The following is a 20,797-nucleotide window of genomic DNA, read 5'->3' on the forward strand; positions in this document are numbered from 1 at the left end:
CAGTCACGCATCCCTTAAAATGAATTGATTCGCTTCAGCAATAGGTTTACCAGTGTCCATATTGACTCAACGTCTTGCCACCCTCCAATTACACCCAGAAGTTCTGGGGAAGTCGCTGCGCGGCATTGAAAAAGAGGGCCTGCGCGTCGACGCAATAGGCACGTTATCCAAACGCCCCCACCCCTCCGCGCTAGGCTCAGCCCTGACGCATCCTCGCATTACGACAGACTACTCTGAAGCATTGCTAGAGTTGATAACCGGCACCCACTCAAACGTTGACAGCCTGATGGCTGAGCTCAACGAGGTGCACCGCGTCGTGGCCTCCACCTTGAGCGATGAGCTCATGTGGAACCACTCAATGCCGGCGCATCTCCCCGCAGACAATGAAATTCCGATCGGCTGGTATGGCACATCCAATACTGGAATGATCAAGCACGTCTACCGCAGAGGCTTGGCAGAGCGCTACGGTCGCACCATGCAATGCATTGCCGGCCTGCATTACAACTTTTCCTTTGATGAGTCTCTTTGGGAGTTGCTTGATCTCCCTCAACCTACTGCTCAGGAACGCCGATCTGCTGGTTATATTGCGCTGATCCGTAACTTCACACGCTACAGCTGGCTGCTGATGTACTTATTTGGGGCCTCCCCCGCAGTCTCAAAAGACTTTTTACGCGGAAAGACTGGTGAGTTACACGAGTTAGATGCGCAAACCATGTATCTGCCTTATGCCACGAGTCTGCGCATGAGTGACCTAGGCTATCAAAACAAGGCGCAATCCGGCCTCAAGCTTTGCTACAACGACCTCAGTACGTTCCTCGAGCGCCTCTATGACGCGGTCACAACCCCTTGGCCGGACTATCAAGCCATTGGGACCCATCGTCATGGCGAGTGGATACAGCTCAACACAAATGTTTTGCAAATTGAAAATGAGTTTTACTCAAGCATCCGTCCCAAGCGCACGACAGGCCCTTGCGAACGCCCGATTACAGCCTTAGCAGAGCGCGGCATTCAGTACATTGAAGTGCGCTGCCTCGATATCGATCCGACACAACCCACCGGGATTTCAGCGGAAACTGCCCGTTTTGTAGACGCGTTTGTTCTTTTTTGTGCTCTACAGGAAAGCCCCCCCTTTAGCGACAGTGGCTGGTGCCCCGAAAGCGCAGCCAACTTTGCACGTGTCGTCAAACAAGGCCGTGAGCCCGGCTTGATGCTCTCAAAACTCGGAAAACCAACGCCACTCAAGCAATGGGCGGACGAACTACTGGACGAAATTGCTCAGTGCGCCGAAACGCTTGATGGCACTTTAAAAGAAAAAGACTACAAAACCGCCGTGTTGTCCCAGCGGGCAAAAGTCGCTGACCCGACAAAAACACCCTCTGCCCAGTTTTTAGAGCAACTCATCGCACGCAAGCTCTCTTTTCACGACTTTACGCTGGAACAAAGCGCCGCACATGCGCAAAGCCTCAAGAAAACAGGCTTAAGCCCGGCAGAGCTGGCCTCCACACAGGCGCAAGCCACACAGTCACTCATGGAGCAACAGGAGCTTGAGGCAAATGATCAAGAGAGTTTTGACGCTTATGTTGCCCGCTTTCATCAAGCATTAAAAAAGCCAACCTGATCGGGTTGGCGGCAGCGGGGGCTTGAGGGGGTAGATTCAGACATTTTAAGGCTGGCTGGTGCGCCCGACAGGAATCGAACCTGTATCGAGAGCTTCGGAAACTCTTATTCTATCCATTGAACTACGGGCGCCAGCGACAGAATTATAGCGGCAGAAGCGACCCGCCCTTTTGAGCAAAGGGAATTGACGACGCTCTTTTTCACCTAGCCCGTCCGATGCCGCTATAATCCTTGGGTTGTAAGAAAACCGCCGAACAACTTGCAGGATTTGGTCATGAGCAATACGCAGCCACACGAAGAACATCAATCACCTATCAAGACACCCAAGCAACTGATCGTCACGATCGTGTTGTCTTTTGTCTTGCCCATTATCGTCATCATCTTGCTGGTCAAGCTTGTTACTGCAGGCGACCAAGTGGGCGCGGGCTCCGACATTCTTGGTCCCGAAGCGACACAAAAGCGTATTGCTCCAGTCGCCAAGCTGGATCTCGTTGATGCAAGTGGTCCTAAAGTTTTTAAAACGGGTGAACAAGTCTACACCGCCGTCTGTGCAGGCTGTCACGTTGCTGGAGCCGCTGGCGCCCCGAAATTTGGAGATACTGCGGCTTGGTCAGCGCCAATCGCCACGGGTCTTCAGTCCATGATTGCAAGTGTCGTCAAAGGTAAAGGCGCAATGCCCGCCAAAGGCGGCAACCCAGCGCTGGACGACTTTGAAATTGCTCGCGCAGTGGTTTACATGACAAATGCTGCAGGCGGCAAGTTCGCTGAACCTGCCGAACCCAAGCCTGCTGAAGCTGCTGCAGCGCCAGCGGCAGCACCAGTCATGGCCCCTGCTGCTGCCACACCAAAAGCTCCTGCAACCGTTGCCGCAGCAGCACCTGCCGCAGCACCTACAGCCGCACCAGCCACCAATGACGTCGGTGAGAAGCTCTACAAACAAGCCTGTGCAGCCTGCCACGTCGCAGGTGTCGCTGGCGCGCCAAAGTTTGCTGACAAAGCAGCCTGGGCGCCACGTATCGCAACCGGTATGGATGCGCTAGTCGCCTCTGTCGTAGCCGGCAAGGGCATCATGCCTGCTAAGGGCGGTGCTGCTGGAGCCAGTGATGCTGACCTGCGCGCAGCCACGCAATACATGGTGGATGCAGCGAAGTGATTCTCGGTTAAGTCTGGGAGCCCTGCCATTGGCAGCGGCGCCCAGACTACCAATCCTCTAGGCACTCAACAAAGACATCCCTAGCTGCACGCGACGCTGCAGCCACAAGCTTGGACGATAGCGCGGGTCACCCGTCACGCTCTGCATATTGCGCAGGATATCCAAAATATTTTCTGCCCCTAGCGCATCGCCCAATCCCAAAGGACCTTTGGGGTACCCTAAACCAAGATTGACCGCGCGATCAATGTCCTCGGGGGTCGCGATATTTTGCTGAGCAATGTCACACGCAACGTTCACGATCATTGCGACGATTCGTTGTGCAACAAAACCCGCCGAGTCTCGAACAATACTGACACGCACACTATCACCACCAAAAATCGCATGGGCTTTGTGTTGATACTCCGGATGTGTGGCAGGCGATACCATGAGCGTGCGCCTGCGCGAGTGCTCAAAATCATGCAGCGTATCAAGACCCACAGTACGAGCAGGGTCAAGCTTTTGCTTTGATACCGCTGTCGAGACATCCTCGCCGAATGGTGTCACAACAATGAGGCTATCTACGTCGGGCGCATGTCCGCCCTGCACTTGAGCGCCAAGCCGTTTGAGGAGCTCTACCGCTCTGGCGTGGCCCAGATGATGTGCAGGACTGACCCACACTTTGGCCGGACCATTTAAAGCAGGCGCCGGTGCCTCAATTACAGGCTGCTTTTGACCCTCCACATAGGCATAAAAGCCTCCCTGACTCTTGCGACCGTACAAACCACCCGCTACGCGTACGGTTCCGATTGGCGAGGGTTTAAAGCGGGGCTCTTCATAAAACTGATGATAAATGGACTCCATCACGGCATGCGACACATCGAGTCCAGTCAAGTCCATCAGCTCAAAAGGCCCCATTTTGAAACCGGCCTGTTCGCGCATGATCCCATCGACTGTTGAAAAATCAGTCACATTTTCCTGCACCACACGCAAACCCTCGGTATTCATCCCGCGGCCAGCATGATTGACAATAAAACCAGGCATATCTTTGGCACGCACTGGCGTGTGCCCCATCCGCACTGTGAGTGCCATGAGCGCATCACCCACCGCAGGGTCCGTGCGTAAACCATCGATCACCTCAACCACTTTCATGAGGGGAACGGGATTAAAAAAGTGAAAGCCGGCCACGCGTTCTGGATGTGCGCAAACCGCTGCAATTGAGGTAATCGACAGTGAGGAAGTATTCGAAACGAGAATGCATTCGGCTGAAACCACCGACTCAAGCTCTTTAAAAAAAGGCTGTTTGATTTCGAGCCGCTCAATAATGGCCTCGATGATGAGATCACAATCGGACAAATCCTTGATTTCATCAATCAGATACAGCCTGCCCAAGGCCTCGTGGGCCTGCTCAGCCGTCATTTTTCCTTTGGTGGCGAGCATCGTCCAAGTATTGGTCAGCGTGTCGCGCGCGGAGTTCAGCGCAGCTGGATTGGTATCGAACAGTTTGACTCGTAAACCCGCTTGGGCGGCGATTTGCGCGATGCCTCGCCCCATTGCGCCGGCACCGGCCACACCTACTGTCTGAATCGCTTTCATATGTTTTCCTGAAATCTAATTAGATCAAACTATAGCTGTTGCATAATAGTCATATTCAAGGCTCTCGTCATGATCGCCACCGATCTGACCACACCACTTCAACAACTCACTTTCTTTATGACATCAATCCTCCCGAGTGGCAGTCCCATTACGGAACTACAGTTCCCATTGGTGTTTGCCGCGCGTGACCCTGAGGGTCACAAAGGGACTTTTGGGTCTGTTGGCATACTAGGTGGCTCAAGCGGCATGACCGGCGCGGTGATTTTGGCAGGACGAGCGGCGCTTAAAAGTGGTGCGGGCAAAGTCTATCTCGCACTGACCCAAACACCCAAACCTGTTGCCTACGACAGCCTCAACCCAGAAATGATGCTGCATGATGCACATGCGTTGCTTGAAAAACCAGCAACCATGGATGCCTGGGTCGCAGGTTGCGGGCTCGGTCTTGCACCTGCTGCACTGAACTTACTGCGCCTGTTACTGAGCGCTCGAGCTGAACGCCCGCTCGTCCTAGATGCCGATGCGCTCAATGCGCTCGCTCAAGGCGACATTTCAAATACCTGGGGCCGAGGACTCGTCGTGCTGACGCCTCACCCTGCGGAGGCAGCCAGGCTGCTGCAAACAGATACCCAAACGATTCAAGCAGACCGACCAGGTGCCGCACAAAAGCTTGCCCACGCTTACCACGCTTGGATCGTACTCAAAGGCGCCCGAACAATCGTTTGCTCACCAAGTGGGGTCTGGCAAATCAACACCAGCGGCAATGTCGGTCTCGCCACAGGCGGAACGGGAGATGTCTTAAGCGGTTTGCTTGGCAGCCTGTTGGCACAAGGCATTCCAGCTGAACAAGCCATTCCGGGTGCCGTTTGGCTTCACGGTGCGGCCGCCGATGCGCTCGTGGAGCAAGGTCGAGGACCGATTGGTTTAACTGCAGGCGAACTGCCACAGGCCATTCGCGACCTCAGAAATCGAGTATCTTTTAAAAAAGACACCACCAAGCCACTTTAGACAAGGATCCTTATGAATACCGCCACTGCGCCAGGACTTGACCGCCCCGCCACTACGCCTGAGGCGCAAGCCCTTGCCGAAGGAATCCGCACTTGGATCGAGTGCGAATCACCGTCCAATGACCCTGCAGCAGTCCATCGCATGGCGCAAATTGTGGTCACCAAAGCAAAGTCTGCCGGCTTGAAAGTTGAACTGAGCGAAATCGGTCCCACCCAACTCCCCTTGATTCATGCGACCAACCGTGCTGACGGTGACACGCGCCCCGGCCTGCTATTGCTTGCCCACATCGACACTGTCCATCCACACGGCACGCTTCAAACCAACCCTTGCCGGATCGAGGACGACAAACTATACGGACCAGGATGTTTTGACATGAAGGGAGGGACTTTTTTAGCCCTGACCGCTTTAGGTGAATTTTCTAAACCAGGCTCTACCCCCATGCCCGTTGACTTTCTACTTGTCCCCGACGAAGAAGTTGGCAGCCATGCCTCGCGTGAACACATCGAAGCGTTTGCCAAGCGTGCGGTCTATACCCTCGTCCCAGAACCTGCCCGCCCAAATGGTGGACGCTGCGTCACGGGACGCAAAGGCACAGGCATGCTTAAACTCGTCGTGACAGGAAAACCCTCGCATGCTGGCATGGCGCACGAAAAAGGCCGTAGTGCCATTCGAGAAATGGCCCATCAAATCCTAGCTCTGGAGGCCATGACCGACTACAGCCGCGGCATCACCGTGAGCGTAGGCACAATCAGCGGCGGCACGGTCACCAATACCGTCCCATCGCATTGCGAAGTGATGGTGGACTTCCGTATTCCTGACGAAGCGACGGGACAAGAGGTGTTGGCGCGCATGCAAGCGCTCAAGCCCGTTGGCCCTGATGTCACGCTAAACATTGAGGTCGAACTCAATCGTCCGGCAATGGTCAAATCTCCCGCCGCAGACAAATTGCTAGAAACACTCAAGCCCTTTGCAAGCGACGCAGGGTTTGTGCTCGAAGAAGCACCCGTTTCAGGTGGCGGCAGTGATGCAAACTTTACCGCCGCAATTGGTTGTCCGTCTATTGACGGGCTCGGTGCCGAAGGCGATGGCGCACACACATTGCGTGAGCACATTTTTGTCTCAACGCTGCCACGAAGATTGCAATTCTGGCGTAACACGCTCGCCAATCTCACAGCATAGATTGTGTCTTAACTTTTTTTATTCAACATCGCCTTGAGCATATCAAGGCGGTTTTTTGGACTCATCGTATCGGGTTGCAATTGAAGTGATGCCGCTGATAAGCCCATTTCTTCGATAAAACGCGAAGGCTCTCTCACGAGGTCTTCGCGCGCGCGACGACGCTTTTGACACCAACTCAAATGCAAGCTGCGCTGAGCGCGGGTGATCCCCACGTACATCAGTCGTCGTTCTTCCTGAATCCTTGATACCAACGCGTCGGCTGCCTTGGCGGGATCGACATCTTCATCATCACGCCCCATATGTGGCAACAACCCCTCCTCGACGCCGAGCAAATAAACATGCGGGTACTCCAAACCTTTTGACGCATGAAGCGTTGAAAGCTTGACCGCATCCGGCTCATCCTCTTCGCTACGCTCAAGCATCGTCACGAGGGCAACATGCTGCACAAGATCAATCAAGCCCATGCTGTCCGCTTCTGCTTTACGCTTGAGCCAGCCTGTGAGCTCAAGCACATTTTGCCAGCGTGACTGCGCAGGCTTTTCATCCAAAATATCGTACAGATACCGTTCATACTGAATCGCGCTCAACAAATCATCCAGAATGACGCCTGCGGGTTCCGCGGCATGAACGGGTTGACCTGGCTCTACACGGCCCGCACGATACTGAATTCGCCCAATGAACTCTCCAAATGTGCGCAAAGGTTCAAGCTGTCTCGCATTGAGTCGGGGCTCTATCCCTTGTTCAAACAAAGCCTCAAACAACGAGATTTGCCTTTCACCCGCATACTGCCCAAGTGTCTGGAGTGTGGCCTGCCCAATCCCTCGCTTAGGCGTAGTAGCCGCACGAATAAAAGCTGGATCATCATCTTCGTTGGCAATCAGTCGCAAATACGCGAGCACATCTCTGACTTCTGCCTTATCAAAAAAACTCTGTCCACCAGAAATCGTATAGGGAATGTGCAGATTGCGCATCGCTTGCTCGACTATCCTAGACTGATGATTTCCGCGATACAAAATTGCAAAATCTTTCCAAGCACCTTGTTTTTCAAAGCGTGCAGCGGAGATTTTCATAGCGACGTTTTCAGCCTCAACTTCGTCGCTTGTCATCGCGGTCACGCTAATCGCATCCCCCATGCCATGCTCTGACCATAATTTCTTTTCAAAGAGTTTGGGGTTCTTGGCAATGACATGATTGGCCGCGGCAAGAATGCTTTGGCTTGAGCGATAGTTTTGCTCAAGCTTGACGAGTTTGATCTGCGGATAGTCAGTGGTGAGCTTGGCGAGATTTTCAATGGTCGCGCCACGCCAAGCATAAATGGCCTGATCATCGTCACCCACAGCTGTAAACATAGCGCGTGCGCCCGTCAGCCACTGGACCAAACGGTACTGACACACGTTGGTGTCCTGATACTCGTCAACCAAAAGATAGCGCACCTTTTTTTGCCACTTCTCTCGCGCCTCAACACTGCGCTCAAAGATCTGTGCAGGAATCGCAATCAGATCATCAAAATCGACAGCCTGATACGCTGCCAATGTCGCGTTATAGCTTCTGTAAACGCGTGCGGCCTCAATCTCGCTCGGTGTCGCAGCAATATTGGCTGCGGCATCTGGATCCAGCATCGCATTTTTCCACAGGGAAATCGTCTGCTGCACAGAACGCAGGCGCCCTCGATCAGTGGTCGCCAGTAAGTCTTGAATAATGGCAAGCGCATCATCCGAATCGAAAATGGAAAACCGAGGCTTTAATCCTGCATGGTGCGCCTCTTCGCGCAAAATTTTTACGCCAAGCGAGTGAAATGTACTGATCGTGAGGCCTTTTGCGATCGAAGGATCGACGAGCCGTTTGACACGATCCTCCATTTCGCGCGCCGCCTTGTTTGTAAAGGTCAGCGCGAGTACGTTACGCGCTGGATACCCACAGTCGCACAATAAATAGGCAATTTTTTGAGTGATCACACGGGTCTTGCCCGAGCCGGCTCCCGCAAGAACGAGGCATGGCCCATCAAGATAGAGCACAGCTTCACGCTGGGCAGTGTTCAGACCATTAGTAAAAGACGTCGACATGGAAACCAATCAAATTTCGAGCGGATCAACTTCAAGCTGCCATCGTACTCGACGCAGATCGGGGTGGTCTTGTAATGCCGCAAGCCAGCTTCTCAAGAGCGACTGCAATGCAGGACGATGTGTGGCCTCTATGAGTAACTGCGCGCGGCACATATTATCGACACGCACAATTCTCAAGGGGACGGGGTCGTACAAGGTAATCACCGCATCAATTTGTTGTGCTTCCAATACGGCTTGTGCTTCGTCACGCGCTGCCTGTAAAAAACCAAGGGCAACATTGAGCTCACGCGCCTCGGCACTCAGCAAGGCCTGATGCGAGAACGGGGGCAACATGGCTGCCTCTCGCTCTCCCATCGTATGACGCGCAAAGCCTGAGTAATCATGCTTGAGTAACGCCTGATAGACAGCTTGCTCTGGATAGCCTGTCTGCACGATCACCTCACCATGCCCGGTATGACGCCCTGCACGACCGGCCACCTGCATCAGTTGTGCGAAAAGTCGTTCTGGGGCCCGAAAATCTTGAGAGAAAAGCATCGCATCTGCGTTTAATACCCCCACCAAACCTAGATTGGCAAAGTCATGGCCCTTGGCCACCATTTGTGTACCCACCAAAATATCCACCTCGCCTGCGTGCACGCTGGCAAACAAAGCTTGCGCACTGCCCTTTTTGCGCGTGCTATCCGCATCAATACGGGCGACACGTGCGTCGGGAAACAACAAGGCGAGTTGCTCTTCGATCCTCTGCGTCCCTCGACCAATGGGTTGCATATCCTGATCACCACAATCAGGACAAGCCTGAGGGACACGCTGCTGATATCCACAATGATGACAATGCAGCTGATGACGACCAGGCGTCATGCGATGCAAGACGGTAAACGTTGTACAGCGCGGACACTGACTTACCCAGCCACACGAGGTGCAATGCAACGCAGGGGCATAACCTCGGCGATTCAAAAAAATCAAGACCTGTTCATGATTCGCGAGACGTGCCCGCATCGCATCCAGTAGTTGCACAGACATGCCGTGCTCCATCTTGAGACGACGCGTGTCCACCAACCGGATGGATGGCAAGGTCACATCCCGTGCACGCGCGGGTAAATCCAGTCTTTTATAGTTCCCTTTTTCGGCATGTACCCAGCTCTCAAGCGATGGCGTTGCGGAGCCCAGCACAATAGGAATGCCGAGATCGTGTCCACGCCAGACTGCCAAATCGCGTGCCGAATAACGCAAACCATCTTGCTGCTTGTAGGAAGGATCATGCTCCTCGTCCACGACAATCAATCCAACATCGTCCAGAGGTGCAAAAATTGAGAGCCGCGTCCCCAGCACGACCTTCGCCTCACCACGCTGCACCCGCAACCAAGCTCTCAGGCGCTCACCATCAGAAAGGGCACTGTGCAGGACTGCGACACCCCCTACGCCCGCAACAGGCTCAAGACGTGCACGCAGGGACTGTTCAAATTGCGGCGTCAGGTTGATTTCCGGCACCAACATCAGTACACGCTTGCCACGCGCTAAAGCTTGCGCTGCAGCATGAAGATACACCTCTGTTTTTCCGCTTCCTGTCACACCGTACAACAGAAACGGCTGAAAGCTCTGTGCGGCGGTAATGGTCTCTACCGCGTGTTGCTGCGCACTATTTAAAGGTGGAGCCTCTGTACTGACCGTTGGTGTCAGTTTTGGTGCGCGCCGCTGATCCAAGCGCTCTACAGGTCCTCCGGCGGAGCGTTTGCCTTGATAGGCACTCAAACTTCGCAACGCAACAGGCAAGGCAGGCATGACGACTTCGCCCCATGGGCGCTGATAGTAGTCCGCAGCAAACTTAGTGAATTTTAGCCAGCTCGCCGACATCGGGGCGATATCTTTCAAGACGGCCTCAACCGACTTGATCAAGCTTGGGTCACAACCAGGCTCTAAGGGAAGTTCCACCACCAGCCCGATCATTTTGCGTCGTCCAAACGAAACGATGACTCGGTCGCCTACCGCCACCTCTTTGGTGCATCGATAATCAAAAGGTCCGTCCAGAGGAACATCTAACGCCACACGGATCCAGACCTCAAAAGAGGCCCTATCGTCCAACTGTAAATGACGCGAATCTGACATGTACTTAATGTTGTTTCTTGGATTTGCGGCTAAAAGACTGACACATCATGGCTTCAACAAAATGATGTCTCGACTTGTGGATAACTTTGGGGAAAACAATTGACCGACACGTCACCGCATGGGTACTTTGTACTAAAGAATATAGCAATTTAACAATTATTAATACATATTAGTCATTAAAATCAATTAGTTACGAAACTATCGTAGAAATGACTTTCTAAAATTAGGGCTTTCCCGAGGACATTTACTGCTGTGCACAACTGCGTCAGACTGGTGCAGGATTACGGCGATTATCCTTTTAAAAGCCGCATGGATACTCACTTTTCCGCGGTCGATCCGTGGAGCTTAGGGCTGTACGCTCGAACCTCGTCCACCAAGACCCCTACGGCCTCAGGTGGGGTGTACTGAGAAATGCCATGCCCCAAATTAAAGACATGTCCGCCAGTGCCGACAGGACCAAAATTATCCAACACGCGTCGCACTTCTTGGCGAATCGCTGGCTCACCACCAAACAATGCAATCGGATCCAAATTCCCCTGCAAAGCAACAGAGTCAGAGACGCGACGACGCGCGGCATCAAGATTGACAGTCCAGTCCAAGCCTACGGCATCCGCACCACAAGCTGCGATGGACTCAAGCCACTGACCGCCACCCTTGGTAAAAACAATCACAGGGACTTTGCGTCCCTCATTTTCACGCTTAAGCGCACTCACGACAAGCTTGGTGTAATGCAAAGAAAACTGTTGAAACAGTCCATCAGCCAACACTCCGCCCCAGCTATCAAAAATCATGACAGCTTGAGCGCCCGCATCGATTTGGGCGTTGAGATATTGGGCCGTTGTCTCTGCATTGATTGTGAGAATGCGATGCAACAAATCTGGTCGCGCGTACAACATGCTTTTGATCAAGCGATAGTCATCGCTTCCCTTGCCCTCAACCATGTAACACGCAACGGTGAAGGGGCTGCCAGCAAAGCCGATTAGCGGCACGCGCCCATCTAGCTCACGTCGTATGACACGCACAGCGTCAAAAACGTATTGGAGTTTGGACATATCCGGGACGGCGAGTTTTGCCACATCTTTTTCATCACGAATCGGATGGGCAAATCTTGGTCCCTCGCCTTGTGCAAAGGAAAGCCCTAAACCCATTGCATCCGGGACGGTCAAAATATCGGAAAACAGAATCGCGGCATCAAGCGCAAAGCGTTCGAGTGGCTGAAGGGTGACTTCAGCCGCATAGTCTGGATTCTGGGCGAGCCCCATGAACGAACCTGCCCGTGCACGTGTTGCGTTGTATTCAGGCAAATAGCGACCAGCTTGTCGCATCAACCAAGTCGGCGTGTATGGCACAGGTTGGCGCATCAGCGCACGTAACAACAAGTCGTTCTTTAAGGGAGTGACAGACACAGCATTCCTTTGTTCGGACAGTGCACAACTAAAGACTGGTGCACAAAAGATCCCATCATTTTACCCTTCCCGCAAAGCGGAGCGGCAATCGTTCATTTTCTAGCGCTTAAAGTCATCTGCATCGATTTCATACTTGTGCATAAGGGCCCAAAATGCTCTGCGATGTTTCCCAGAATGTCGTGCAGCCATCGCAATATTGCCTTTATTTTTTTCCAGCGCCTCAATAATATAACTACACTCAAACTCCTCTATTAGTTTTGCCTTCACGAGCTTAAGAGGGCCTTGTGTATAGGTCTTACCTAACTCATCCAGTGACGACATAGGGAGAGATTGGCAACCTGTGTCCACAAAGCCTTCTTCATGCTCCAGCCCTATGGTTTCTGATTTTTCTTGACCAACTTGTTCAGTATCAGGGCCTTTAGGTAATAGTCCCGCCAAGACATTGCTGACGTGATCATCTGGAAGTATTGTTTTAGCAGGAGGTTTACTTTTAGTCAGTTCTAGCCAATCCCGTAAACCTTCATCACTCAATAAGGGCAGCACACCTCTCGCGATCGCAATTGTTTGCCCATAATTGAGTGATGGCTCTCTCAAACTTCCTGGCCTGGGTACTGCCGTCACTGTATGCAGCAATCTCGCCCTAAACTCATTAGGACATATTGGTATACGTACAAAATCGGACATCCCCATTTCAAGAAAATCTTGTATGGCAGCTGAACGAATATCTTTAAGAATACCCAATAAAGGTACAAAAGGACCTCGAGGGATTGCTGCAAGCGCTTGTCGCGTCCACGCAAGGGTATCCATAGACACGGGTAACAACACAACGTCGTATCGCCTAAGCCCAATACTCGCCTGTGCCAGTGTCTCAACTGGAAGGCTGACAGGAGAATTGGCTTCCAAACTTTGCTTGAGATCTAAATCATGCCCAGCCTCCCACTCAAGCGGATGTAAGCGAACTCGATTAAGACCTGGCTCAAGCATATTGAGCACTTTGGGCATCCATGCCTGGTGGGCCTCGAGGACTAAAACAGCGCAATCTATTTGTTGACGCATAAAATCTCTCTCCAGAAAAACTCTGAGAGTAGAGATTCGGAGTCAACCAAGATATTCGGAATTCACGCAGTCGTAGAAGTCCGGGCTCAAAAAAAAACACGCTCAAGAGCGTGTTTTTCTAATCCGCATACAAGGCGAATTATGACTTGTTGGTGAGCTCACGAATCCTGCGTGCAGCATTTGCCTGCGCAGCCAACATATCGAGTTCAGCCTGCATGACGTCCATGCTTGCCTTATCTTTTGCGTTGGCAAGAGCTTCTTGAGCAGCCAAACGAGCAGCCTCAGCCTTCTCAGCATCCAGATCCCCGCCACGAATAGCAGTATCTGAAAGAACTGTGACATGGCCAGGTTGAATTTCGAGCAATCCACCTGCCACAAAGATGGTCTCTTCCGAGTCATCTTCGAGAACAATACGCACCAGTCCAGGACGAATGCGTGAAATCAGAGGCGTGTGACCGGGCAAAATACCCAACTCACCCGACTCACCAGGCAGAACTACAAACTTTGCGACACCAGAATACAGAGACTTTTCTGCACTGACGACGTCAACTTTGACGGTAGCCATGACGGATCCTTATTGGAGTTTCTTGGCTTTTTCGAAGGCTTCGTCGATTCCGCCAACCATGTAGAACGCTTGCTCAGGCAATGCATCACACTCGCCTTCAACAATCATCTTAAAGCCACGGAGAGTTTCCGACAAAGGAACGTACTTACCGGGCGAACCAGTAAACACTTCAGCAACGTGGAATGGCTGGGACAAGAAACGCTGGATTTTACGAGCGCGAGCAACGGCCTGCTTGTCCTCTGGGGACAATTCATCCATACCCAAAATCGCAATAATGTCGCGCAACTCTTTATAACGCTGAAGAGTCTGCTGAACGCCACGAGCAACGTTGTAATGCTCTTCACCCACAACGTTAGGGTCGAGCTGACGGCTAGTGGAATCAAGAGGATCCACCGCTGGATAAATACCGAGCGAAGCGATGTCACGCGACAACACAACTGTGGAATCCAAGTGCTGGAACGTTGTTGCAGGCGATGGATCAGTCAAGTCATCGGCAGGCACGTAAACAGCTTGAATCGAAGTGATCGAACCAGTCTTTGTCGAAGTAATACGCTCTTGGAGAACGCCCATTTCTTCGGCCAATGTAGGCTGATAACCCACAGCTGAAGGCATACGACCCAGCAGAGCTGACACTTCCGTTCCAGCCAGGGTGTAACGGTAAATGTTATCCACGAAGAACAAAATGTCACGGCCCTCGTCACGGAATTTCTCAGCCATAGTGAGACCGGTCAGCGCAACGCGCAGACGGTTGCCTGGAGGCTCGTTCATCTGACCGAACACCATCGCGACCTTGTCCAACACATTGGACTCTTCCATTTCGTGGTAGAAGTCGTTACCTTCGCGTGTACGCTCGCCCACACCAGCAAACACGGACAAACCGCTGTGTTGTTTAGCGATGTTGTTAATGAGTTCCATCATGTTCACGGTCTTGCCCACACCGGCACCACCGAACAGACCGACCTTACCGCCCTTGGCGAAAGGACACACCAAGTCAATCACCTTAATGCCTGTTTCAAGCAACTCAACCGAAGGCGAGAGCTCGTCAAACTTAGGGGCTGGCTGGTGAATCGCACGCAATTCTGTACTGTCGATTGGACCTGCATCATCAATCGGGCGGCCCAACACGTCCATAATTCGGCCGAGAGTACCTGTACCAACTGGCACCGAGATCGGCGCGCCGGTCTTGGAGACAGCCATACCACGACGCAAGCCGTCGCTTGAACCCAGAGCAATGGTACGGACAACGCCGTCACCAAGCTGCTGCTGCACTTCAAAGGTCAAGCCTTTTTCAGCGAATTTTGAAGTGTCATCCGCTAAGCGGAGCGCCTCATAAATATGAGGCATATTATCGCGGGGAAACTGAATATCCACCACTGCGCCGATGCACTGAACGATGGTTCCGTTGCTCATGTCTGTTCCTTGCTTGATAAAGTCTGATGGGATACCGGTAGGCAATCTAAAAATTAGACGGCCGCGGCGCCCCCCACGATTTCCGAAATTTCTTTAGTAATAGCAGCTTGTCGCGTCTTGTTATAGACGAGTTGCAAGTCACCAATCACCTTCTTAGCATTGTCCGAAGCTGCCTTCATGGCAACCATACGGGCAGACTGCTCTGATGCCATACTTTCTGCTACGCACTGATACACAAGACCTTCGACATAACGCTGCAACAACTCGTCAATCACGGTCTGTGCATCTGGCTCATACAGGTAATCCCAACCATGTTCGGCCGTAACGGCTTCGCCGTCTTGACCTGTTGTTGAAGAAGCATGGTAAGGATCAACCAATTTGCCAGGCAAAGGCAAGAGACGCGTAAACGTAGGCTCTTGCTTCATTGTGTTGACGAATCGGTTTGTCGCGATATAAATCGCATCGATACGGCCTGCTAGAAAATCATCTAGCTGAACCTTAATCGCACCAATCAAGCGATCAAGCTCAGGCTGATCGCCCAAACCGATTTCTTGAGAAACAACATCGGCACCAATTCGTGTCAACACGCCCAAGCCTTTGTTACCAAAAGCTGTAAATTGCGTGCGCACGTTCTTGCCATTGAATTCACGCATACGGCCCAACACCAAGCGCATGATGTTGGTATTTAAACCACCACACAATCCCTTGTCTGTTGAAACCACCACAATGCCAACTGCCTTCAAGTCGCTGCGTTCAACTAAGTACGGATGAGTGTACTCAGGATTCGCTTCCATCAAGTGGCTAGCAATGTCATAGACTTTAGTGGCATATGGACGACCAGCACGCATCCTTTCCTGCGCTTTGCGCATTTTGGAGGCGGCGACCATTTCCATTGCCTTGGTGATCTTGCGCGTGTTTTGCACGCTCTTGATCTTTGTTCGAATTTCCTTGATTCCTGCCATTTCGCTTCCTGTGTCAGACCTGTGCTCAGGTTTCAGACCATCTGCTTTGCGCACATCCCAACATAAATGTTGGGGTGGCGCTATAGCGGGTTACTTAGTAGGTACCGTTCTTTTTGAAGTCAACTACCGCTGCAACCAACTCAGCCTCGTCATCTTTCGACAATTCTTTCGTGCTTTCGATTCGCTCAATCATCGCAGCGTTTTTCGCTTTGAGGTAGTCTTTGAGACCTTTCTCGAAAGGCAAGACGCTAGAGACTTCGACATCATCCAGATAGCCATTGTTCACAGCAAAGAGGATCACACCGAGTTCCCAGACTTGCAGCGGCTGATACTGAGGCTGCTTGAGCAACTCAACCACTCGCTTACCGCGCTCGAGCTGACGGCGTGTTGCGTCATCGAGGTCAGAGGCGAACTGTGCGAACGCTGCGAGTTCACGATACTGTGCCAAGTCGGTACGAATACCACCGGACAGCTTCTTGATGATCTTTGTCTGCGCGGCACCACCGACTCGCGACACCGAAATACCGGCGTTAATCGCGGGACGAACACCAGCGTTGAACAAGTCTGTCTCAAGGAAGATCTGACCGTCAGTAATCGAAATCACGTTGGTTGGAACGAAGGCTGAAACGTCACCAGCCTGAGTTTCAATAATTGGCAACGCTGTCAGCGAACCAGTCTTGCCTTTGACAGCACCGTTTGTGAATTTCTCAACGTAGGCTTCGTTCACGCGTGCAGCACGCTCGAGCAAACGTGAGTGGAGATAAAACACGTCACCTGGATACGCTTCGCGACCTGGTGGACGACGCAACAGCAATGACACTTGACGGTAGGCAATCGCTTGCTTAGTCAAATCATCATACACAATCAGAGCGTCTTCGCCGCGGTCGCGGAAGTATTCGCCCATCGTGCAACCTGCGTACGCTGACAGATACTGCATCGCAGCGGAGTCAGAAGCAGCAGCAGCCACAATGATTGTGTAGTCAAGCGCACCAAACTCTTCGAGTTTGCGCAAAACGTTGTTGATTGTTGAAGCTTTTTGACCAATCGCGACGTAAACGCACTTTACGCCCTTGCCTTTTTGGTTGATGATCGCGTCAACAGCGACAGCAGTTTTACCTGTCTGACGGTCACCAATGATCAATTCACGCTGACCGCGACCGATCGGCACCATCGAGTCGATGGACTTCAGACCGGTTTGCATAGGCTGTGACACGGACTGACGTGCAATCACGCCAGGCGCAACTTTTTCGATAATGTCTGTTTCTTTGGCGTTGATTGGGCCTTTGCCGTCGATCGGCACACCCAAAGCATTCACAACGCGACCCAGCAACTCGGGGCCAACCGGCACTTCGAGAATGCGGCCAGTCGCCTTGACTGCGTCACCTTCGGAGACGCCTGTGTAGTCGCCCAAAATAACGGCGCCCACAGAATCACGCTCTAAGTTCAGCGCAAGACCAAAAACATTGTTGGGAAACTCAAGCATTTCACCCTGCATGACGTCTGAAAGACCATGGATGCGGGTGATGCCGTCGGTCACGGAAACGACCGTGCCTTGTGTACGAATATCGGACGATGTGCCCAGACCTTCGATACGGCTCTTAAGTAGTTCGCTAATCTCTGACGGATTGAGTTGCATGTTCAGACTCCTGGAATCTTTGGGGCGGATTAAACCGCCATCGTGTCGCGCATGCGGACTAACTGCGCTTGCACGGATGTATCGAGTACGTGGTCACCCACCTGAACACGCACACCACCAATCAGGGAGGCGTCTACGTTCACGTGGGGCTTGAGCTTGAGACCAAACTTTGGCTCAAGCAGCTTAATAAGATCTGAAACCTGCTGTTCGGTCATTGGAAAGGCGCTGGTGATGTCAGCTTGCGCAACACCCTCCGCCTCATCTCGCAGAGCATGAAACTGCTCGGCGATCTGACCTAACAACGACAATCGGTCGTTTGCTACCAACAACGTTACAAAGTTTTGTAATGTTGCTGAAGGAGCTGGCTTGACCAAGCTCAAAAATACACTCGAGCGCTGCGCGTCTTCAAGACGCGGATCGGCCATTGCGACACGCACGTCTTCGACCGCTGAGATATCAGCTAGCTGCTGGACCTGCTCGGCCCAAGCGGCCAAACCAGCAGCGTCTTGACGCGCCACGGCAAAGATTGCCTCAGCGTAAGGACGTGCAACGGTTGAAAGTTCTGCCATGTCGACCCCGGGTATTAAAGCTGAGACTTAAGTTGCGTGAGCAACTCGGCATGGGCACGCGCATCCACTTCACGCTTCAAAATCTGCTCGGCGCCTTTGACTGCGAGATTCGCAACGTCATCACGCAAAGCGTCGCGAGCACGCTGTACTTCTTGAGCAGCATCTTGCTTGGCCTGCGCAAGAATTCGTGCGCGTTCGCTTTCAGCTTCGGCACGGGCCTGCTCAATAATTTGAGCGCCCTGCTTTTCAGCATCAATCATTCGGGTGTGCAGTTCAGCTTTCGCAGATGCCTCGATCGAACCAATACGCGCCTGAGCCTGGGCGAGGTCTGTCTTGCCTTTTTCGGCAGCAGCCAAGCCTTCAGCGATTTTTTGGCGTCGCTCGTCGATAGCCTTTGTCAGAGGTGGCCACACGAATTTCATCGTGACCCAACCCAAGACAAAGAACACGATCATCTGGAAAAAGATCGTCGCGTTCAGATTCACGGTCGTTTCCCTATTACATCTTGTGCCCCCCAGGCGAAATTGCCTGAACGGGCTGAATCAATAAGCCAAAGGTAGAAACCACCCTTGGCACGTTCACCCACAACCCCCTAAAGGGCTGCGAGTATCCAGTCGATTTAGACGAATGGATTTGCGAAAGCGAACAACATGGCGATACCCACACCGATCAGGAACGCGGCGTCAATCAGACCGGCCAGCAAAAACATCTTTGTTTGCAGGGCGTTCATCAGCTCAGGCTGACGAGCTGAAGCTTCGAGGTACTTGCCACCCATCATGCCGATACCGATGCAGGCACCGAAAGCACCCAAACCGATAATGAAAGCGCAAGCGAGAGCTACGAAAGCGACGTTAGTCATGAAAACTCCTTGATTAGTATCTAAGTATCAAAAATTAAAATATCGAAAATTCAAACTACAAAACTTCAAAGTAAAACCGATGGTGATCCGCACTAGTCGGAACACCCACTACTCTTTTAGTGGCCTTCGTGCGCCTGTCCGATGTAAACCAAAGTCAACATCATAAAGATGAACGCCTGCAACAGAACAATCAGAATATGGAAGATCGCCCAGATTGAACCCGCCAAAATGTGGCCAATACCCAGGCCGACACTCATCGCATTAAAACCAGTCCATGCGCCACCCAACAAGGCGATCAGCATAAATACAAGCTCACCTGCGAACATGTTGCCGAACAATCGCATTCCTAAGGAAACAGATTTCGCTGCGTATTCAACCAGGTTGAGCAGGAAATTGGCTGGTGCCAAGAGCACTGCAGCAAAGCCGTGACCATGGAAAGGCGCTGTAAACAATTCTTTGACGAAGCCACCAGGCGTCTTAATTTTCAGGCCGTAATAAAGCATCAACAGCAACACACCCATGGACATACCCATTGGCACGTTAAGGTCAGCTGTTGGCAAAATGCGGTGGTAATGCAGGGGATCGGTGACTTCGATACCAATACCCATCATATGGAATACGTAGTGTGCGAGATCAACTGGAATCAAGTCCAGGGCATTCATTAGAACGATCCAGATGAACACTGTCATCGCCAATGGAGCGACGAACTTGCGTGTCTCTTCGCTAGGAACAATGCTGCGCGCTTGCTGATCAACCATATCCACCAGCATTTCAACGAAACCCTGAAAGCGACCAGGAACGCCGGATGTCACCTTTCTGGCGGCAAGCCACATGAATCCAACAGCAACCAAACCCATCAAAAACGCCCAAAACATCGAGTCGAAATTGACAACGTTGAAGTCAGCGATAGCAGTTTGCTTTTCGCCTAGGTTATTGAAGTGCACCAAGTGGTGCTGAATATATGCGGCTTGGGGCGATACGTCAGCTGCAGCAGCCATGAGAGATCTCTAAAAAATTCGTCAACCTAACTGTTCTTTGGATGCGAAGTTACTCGCCTTCCAAACATCAGCACCAACATGTAGCCTTTGAGCGCTGCGATCAAACCGGCAATCACTGCCAGCCACACCACGCGCTCGCCACCTACATGAGCCAATAACCACAACAATCCGACTGCAGCACCGACCTTGAGGAACTCACCCACTAAAAACACAAGGGCGCTCGATCCACCAGGCTTAAACGTTGCCAAAAACAGCCGCAATGCAAACAAAACGTTTGGAACAAAGTACGCAGCAGACCCAGCTAAAGCTGACCATCCCGCATCAAAGCCACCAAGCAGCCATGACAACAGGGCCACCACAATCGCTGACAGCGCCTGTGCAAAAACGACTTGCATCAGTTCAATACGGGCTCGGGTGTTTATCTGGGCCAAATCCGCCTCAGTCAAAACCACCGGAACATCCACTATTTGCTGCTCTTGCAATGGCACTTGCGTTTGCTCTAGCGTTTGCTTTTGCATTTGCTTTCGTACTTGTTCCGCCGATGGGTCTGTCATCAAGATTTTCCCTTTTCCGGCAAACCCGACGAGTATAACTGTTTTTTAGACCCTGATGCAAACCCTAAGTGGGCTTGCATCTAAGCGCCA

Annotated in this window: 18 protein-coding genes and 1 tRNA gene; 4 read left to right on the forward strand and 15 right to left on the reverse strand. The window is 52.2% G+C overall.

Annotated elements, in window-relative coordinates:
* The first annotated feature begins 52 nt into the window (after positions 1 to 52).
* Complete coding sequence (gene gshA, locus WBJ47_RS11235) at positions 53 to 1,618, forward strand: glutamate--cysteine ligase (protein ID WP_422243316.1); 1,566 nt, start codon at positions 53 to 55, stop codon at positions 1,616 to 1,618.
* 56 nt (positions 1,619 to 1,674) lie between these two features.
* Here gshA and WBJ47_RS11240 read toward each other — a convergent pair.
* Positions 1,675 to 1,749: transfer RNA gene (locus tag WBJ47_RS11240), tRNA-Arg, on the reverse strand.
* Positions 1,750 to 1,891: 142 nt separating this feature from the next.
* Here WBJ47_RS11240 and WBJ47_RS11245 point away from each other — a divergent pair.
* On the forward strand, positions 1,892 to 2,770 hold the full coding sequence (locus tag WBJ47_RS11245; protein WP_422243317.1) for a c-type cytochrome: 879 nt from the start codon (positions 1,892 to 1,894) through the stop codon (positions 2,768 to 2,770).
* A 57-nt stretch (positions 2,771 to 2,827) separates the two neighbouring features.
* Here WBJ47_RS11245 and WBJ47_RS11250 read toward each other — a convergent pair whose 3' ends face one another.
* The gene (locus WBJ47_RS11250) at positions 2,828 to 4,342 is read right to left on the reverse strand and encodes a 3-hydroxyacyl-CoA dehydrogenase (RefSeq protein ID WP_422243318.1); all 1,515 of its coding nucleotides are present in this window, start codon (positions 4,340 to 4,342) and stop codon (positions 2,828 to 2,830) included.
* A gap of 117 nt (positions 4,343 to 4,459) precedes the next feature.
* Here WBJ47_RS11250 and WBJ47_RS11255 point away from each other — a divergent pair, with 117 nt between their 5' ends.
* Together WBJ47_RS11255 and WBJ47_RS11260 are read left to right on the forward strand one after the other, a co-directional pair.
* Positions 4,460 to 5,347: an NAD(P)H-hydrate dehydratase gene (locus tag WBJ47_RS11255; protein WP_424585366.1), complete on the forward strand. Its 888-nt coding sequence runs from the start codon at positions 4,460 to 4,462 to the stop codon at positions 5,345 to 5,347.
* Between the two features lie 12 nt (positions 5,348 to 5,359).
* Entirely contained in the window at positions 5,360 to 6,526 is a 1,167-nt protein-coding gene (locus WBJ47_RS11260; protein ID WP_422243319.1) for a M20 family metallopeptidase, read from the forward strand.
* Between the two features lie 8 nt (positions 6,527 to 6,534).
* Here the strand turns inward: WBJ47_RS11260 and WBJ47_RS11265 are convergent, their stop codons facing one another.
* The 13 genes from WBJ47_RS11265 to WBJ47_RS11325 form a co-directional block, all read right to left on the reverse strand.
* Positions 6,535 to 8,589 carry a UvrD-helicase domain-containing protein gene (locus tag WBJ47_RS11265; protein WP_422243320.1) on the reverse strand — a complete coding sequence of 685 codons (2,055 nt, stop codon included), beginning with the start codon at positions 8,587 to 8,589 and terminating at the stop codon, positions 6,535 to 6,537.
* Between the two features lie 9 nt (positions 8,590 to 8,598).
* Positions 8,599 to 10,692, reverse strand: coding sequence for a primosomal protein N' (locus WBJ47_RS11270; RefSeq protein WP_422243321.1), 2,094 nt, complete (start codon positions 10,690 to 10,692; stop codon positions 8,599 to 8,601).
* Between the two features lie 317 nt (positions 10,693 to 11,009).
* On the reverse strand, positions 11,010 to 12,098 hold the full coding sequence (gene hemE / locus WBJ47_RS11275) for a uroporphyrinogen decarboxylase (protein ID WP_422243322.1): 1,089 nt from the start codon (positions 12,096 to 12,098) through the stop codon (positions 11,010 to 11,012).
* A 99-nt stretch (positions 12,099 to 12,197) separates the two neighbouring features.
* Positions 12,198 to 13,154, reverse strand: a complete 957-nt coding sequence (locus WBJ47_RS11280) for a helix-turn-helix domain-containing protein (RefSeq protein ID WP_422243323.1) — start codon at positions 13,152 to 13,154, stop codon at positions 12,198 to 12,200.
* A gap of 139 nt (positions 13,155 to 13,293) precedes the next feature.
* Positions 13,294 to 13,719 (reverse strand): F0F1 ATP synthase subunit epsilon, encoded by a 426-nt coding sequence (locus WBJ47_RS11285; RefSeq protein WP_422243324.1) that lies wholly within the window; start codon positions 13,717 to 13,719, stop codon positions 13,294 to 13,296.
* A 9-nt stretch (positions 13,720 to 13,728) separates the two neighbouring features.
* Positions 13,729 to 15,129: a F0F1 ATP synthase subunit beta gene (atpD, locus tag WBJ47_RS11290; protein ID WP_422243325.1), complete on the reverse strand. Its 1,401-nt coding sequence runs from the start codon at positions 15,127 to 15,129 to the stop codon at positions 13,729 to 13,731.
* Positions 15,130 to 15,182: 53 nt separating this feature from the next.
* Positions 15,183 to 16,091, reverse strand: a complete 909-nt coding sequence (gene atpG, locus WBJ47_RS11295; RefSeq protein WP_422243326.1) for a F0F1 ATP synthase subunit gamma — start codon at positions 16,089 to 16,091, stop codon at positions 15,183 to 15,185.
* A 94-nt stretch (positions 16,092 to 16,185) separates the two neighbouring features.
* Entirely contained in the window at positions 16,186 to 17,727 is a 1,542-nt protein-coding gene (gene atpA, locus WBJ47_RS11300; RefSeq protein ID WP_422243327.1) for a F0F1 ATP synthase subunit alpha, read from the reverse strand.
* A gap of 29 nt (positions 17,728 to 17,756) precedes the next feature.
* A complete protein-coding gene (locus tag WBJ47_RS11305; protein ID WP_422243328.1) occupies positions 17,757 to 18,296 on the reverse strand; it encodes a F0F1 ATP synthase subunit delta in 540 nt (179 codons plus the stop codon).
* Between the two features lie 14 nt (positions 18,297 to 18,310).
* Entirely contained in the window at positions 18,311 to 18,781 is a 471-nt protein-coding gene (locus WBJ47_RS11310) for a F0F1 ATP synthase subunit B (RefSeq protein WP_422243329.1), read from the reverse strand.
* 134 nt (positions 18,782 to 18,915) lie between these two features.
* Entirely contained in the window at positions 18,916 to 19,155 is a 240-nt protein-coding gene (gene atpE / locus WBJ47_RS11315) for a F0F1 ATP synthase subunit C (RefSeq protein WP_028816839.1), read from the reverse strand.
* A 116-nt stretch (positions 19,156 to 19,271) separates the two neighbouring features.
* The gene (gene atpB, locus WBJ47_RS11320; protein WP_422243330.1) at positions 19,272 to 20,153 is read right to left on the reverse strand and encodes a F0F1 ATP synthase subunit A; all 882 of its coding nucleotides are present in this window, start codon (positions 20,151 to 20,153) and stop codon (positions 19,272 to 19,274) included.
* 26 nt (positions 20,154 to 20,179) lie between these two features.
* A complete protein-coding gene (locus WBJ47_RS11325; RefSeq protein ID WP_422243331.1) occupies positions 20,180 to 20,707 on the reverse strand; it encodes an ATP synthase subunit I in 528 nt (175 codons plus the stop codon).
* Positions 20,708 to 20,797 lie beyond the last annotated feature (90 nt).

It is taken from the genome of Zwartia sp., from assembly GCF_049655405.1.
Lineage (GTDB): Bacteria > Pseudomonadota > Gammaproteobacteria > Burkholderiales > Burkholderiaceae_B > Zwartia.

Excerpts from the sequence above, each read along its gene's own strand:
- WBJ47_RS11245 (WP_422243317.1), top strand. The coding sequence starts at position 1,892 with ATGAGCAATACGCAGCCACACGAAGAACATCAATCACCTATCAAGACA.
- WBJ47_RS11250 (WP_422243318.1), bottom strand. The coding sequence starts at position 4,342 with ATGAAAGCGATTCAGACAGTAGGTGTGGCCGGTGCCGGCGCAATGGGG.
- WBJ47_RS11255 (WP_424585366.1), top strand. The coding sequence starts at position 4,460 with ATGACATCAATCCTCCCGAGTGGCAGTCCCATTACGGAACTACAGTTC.
- WBJ47_RS11260 (WP_422243319.1), top strand. The coding sequence starts at position 5,360 with ATGAATACCGCCACTGCGCCAGGACTTGACCGCCCCGCCACTACGCCT.
- WBJ47_RS11265 (WP_422243320.1), bottom strand. The coding sequence starts at position 8,589 with ATGTCGACGTCTTTTACTAATGGTCTGAACACTGCCCAGCGTGAAGCT.
- WBJ47_RS11270 (WP_422243321.1), bottom strand. The coding sequence starts at position 10,692 with ATGTCAGATTCGCGTCATTTACAGTTGGACGATAGGGCCTCTTTTGAG.
- WBJ47_RS11280 (WP_422243323.1), bottom strand. The coding sequence starts at position 13,154 with ATGCGTCAACAAATAGATTGCGCTGTTTTAGTCCTCGAGGCCCACCAG.
- WBJ47_RS11285 (WP_422243324.1), bottom strand. The coding sequence starts at position 13,719 with ATGGCTACCGTCAAAGTTGACGTCGTCAGTGCAGAAAAGTCTCTGTAT.
- atpD (WP_422243325.1), bottom strand. The coding sequence starts at position 15,129 with ATGAGCAACGGAACCATCGTTCAGTGCATCGGCGCAGTGGTGGATATT.
- atpG (WP_422243326.1), bottom strand. The coding sequence starts at position 16,091 with ATGGCAGGAATCAAGGAAATTCGAACAAAGATCAAGAGCGTGCAAAAC.
- atpA (WP_422243327.1), bottom strand. The coding sequence starts at position 17,727 with ATGCAACTCAATCCGTCAGAGATTAGCGAACTACTTAAGAGCCGTATC.
- WBJ47_RS11305 (WP_422243328.1), bottom strand. The coding sequence starts at position 18,296 with ATGGCAGAACTTTCAACCGTTGCACGTCCTTACGCTGAGGCAATCTTT.
- atpE (WP_028816839.1), bottom strand. The coding sequence starts at position 19,155 with ATGACTAACGTCGCTTTCGTAGCTCTCGCTTGCGCTTTCATTATCGGT.
- atpB (WP_422243330.1), bottom strand. The coding sequence starts at position 20,153 with ATGGCTGCTGCAGCTGACGTATCGCCCCAAGCCGCATATATTCAGCAC.
- WBJ47_RS11325 (WP_422243331.1), bottom strand. The coding sequence starts at position 20,707 with ATGACAGACCCATCGGCGGAACAAGTACGAAAGCAAATGCAAAAGCAA.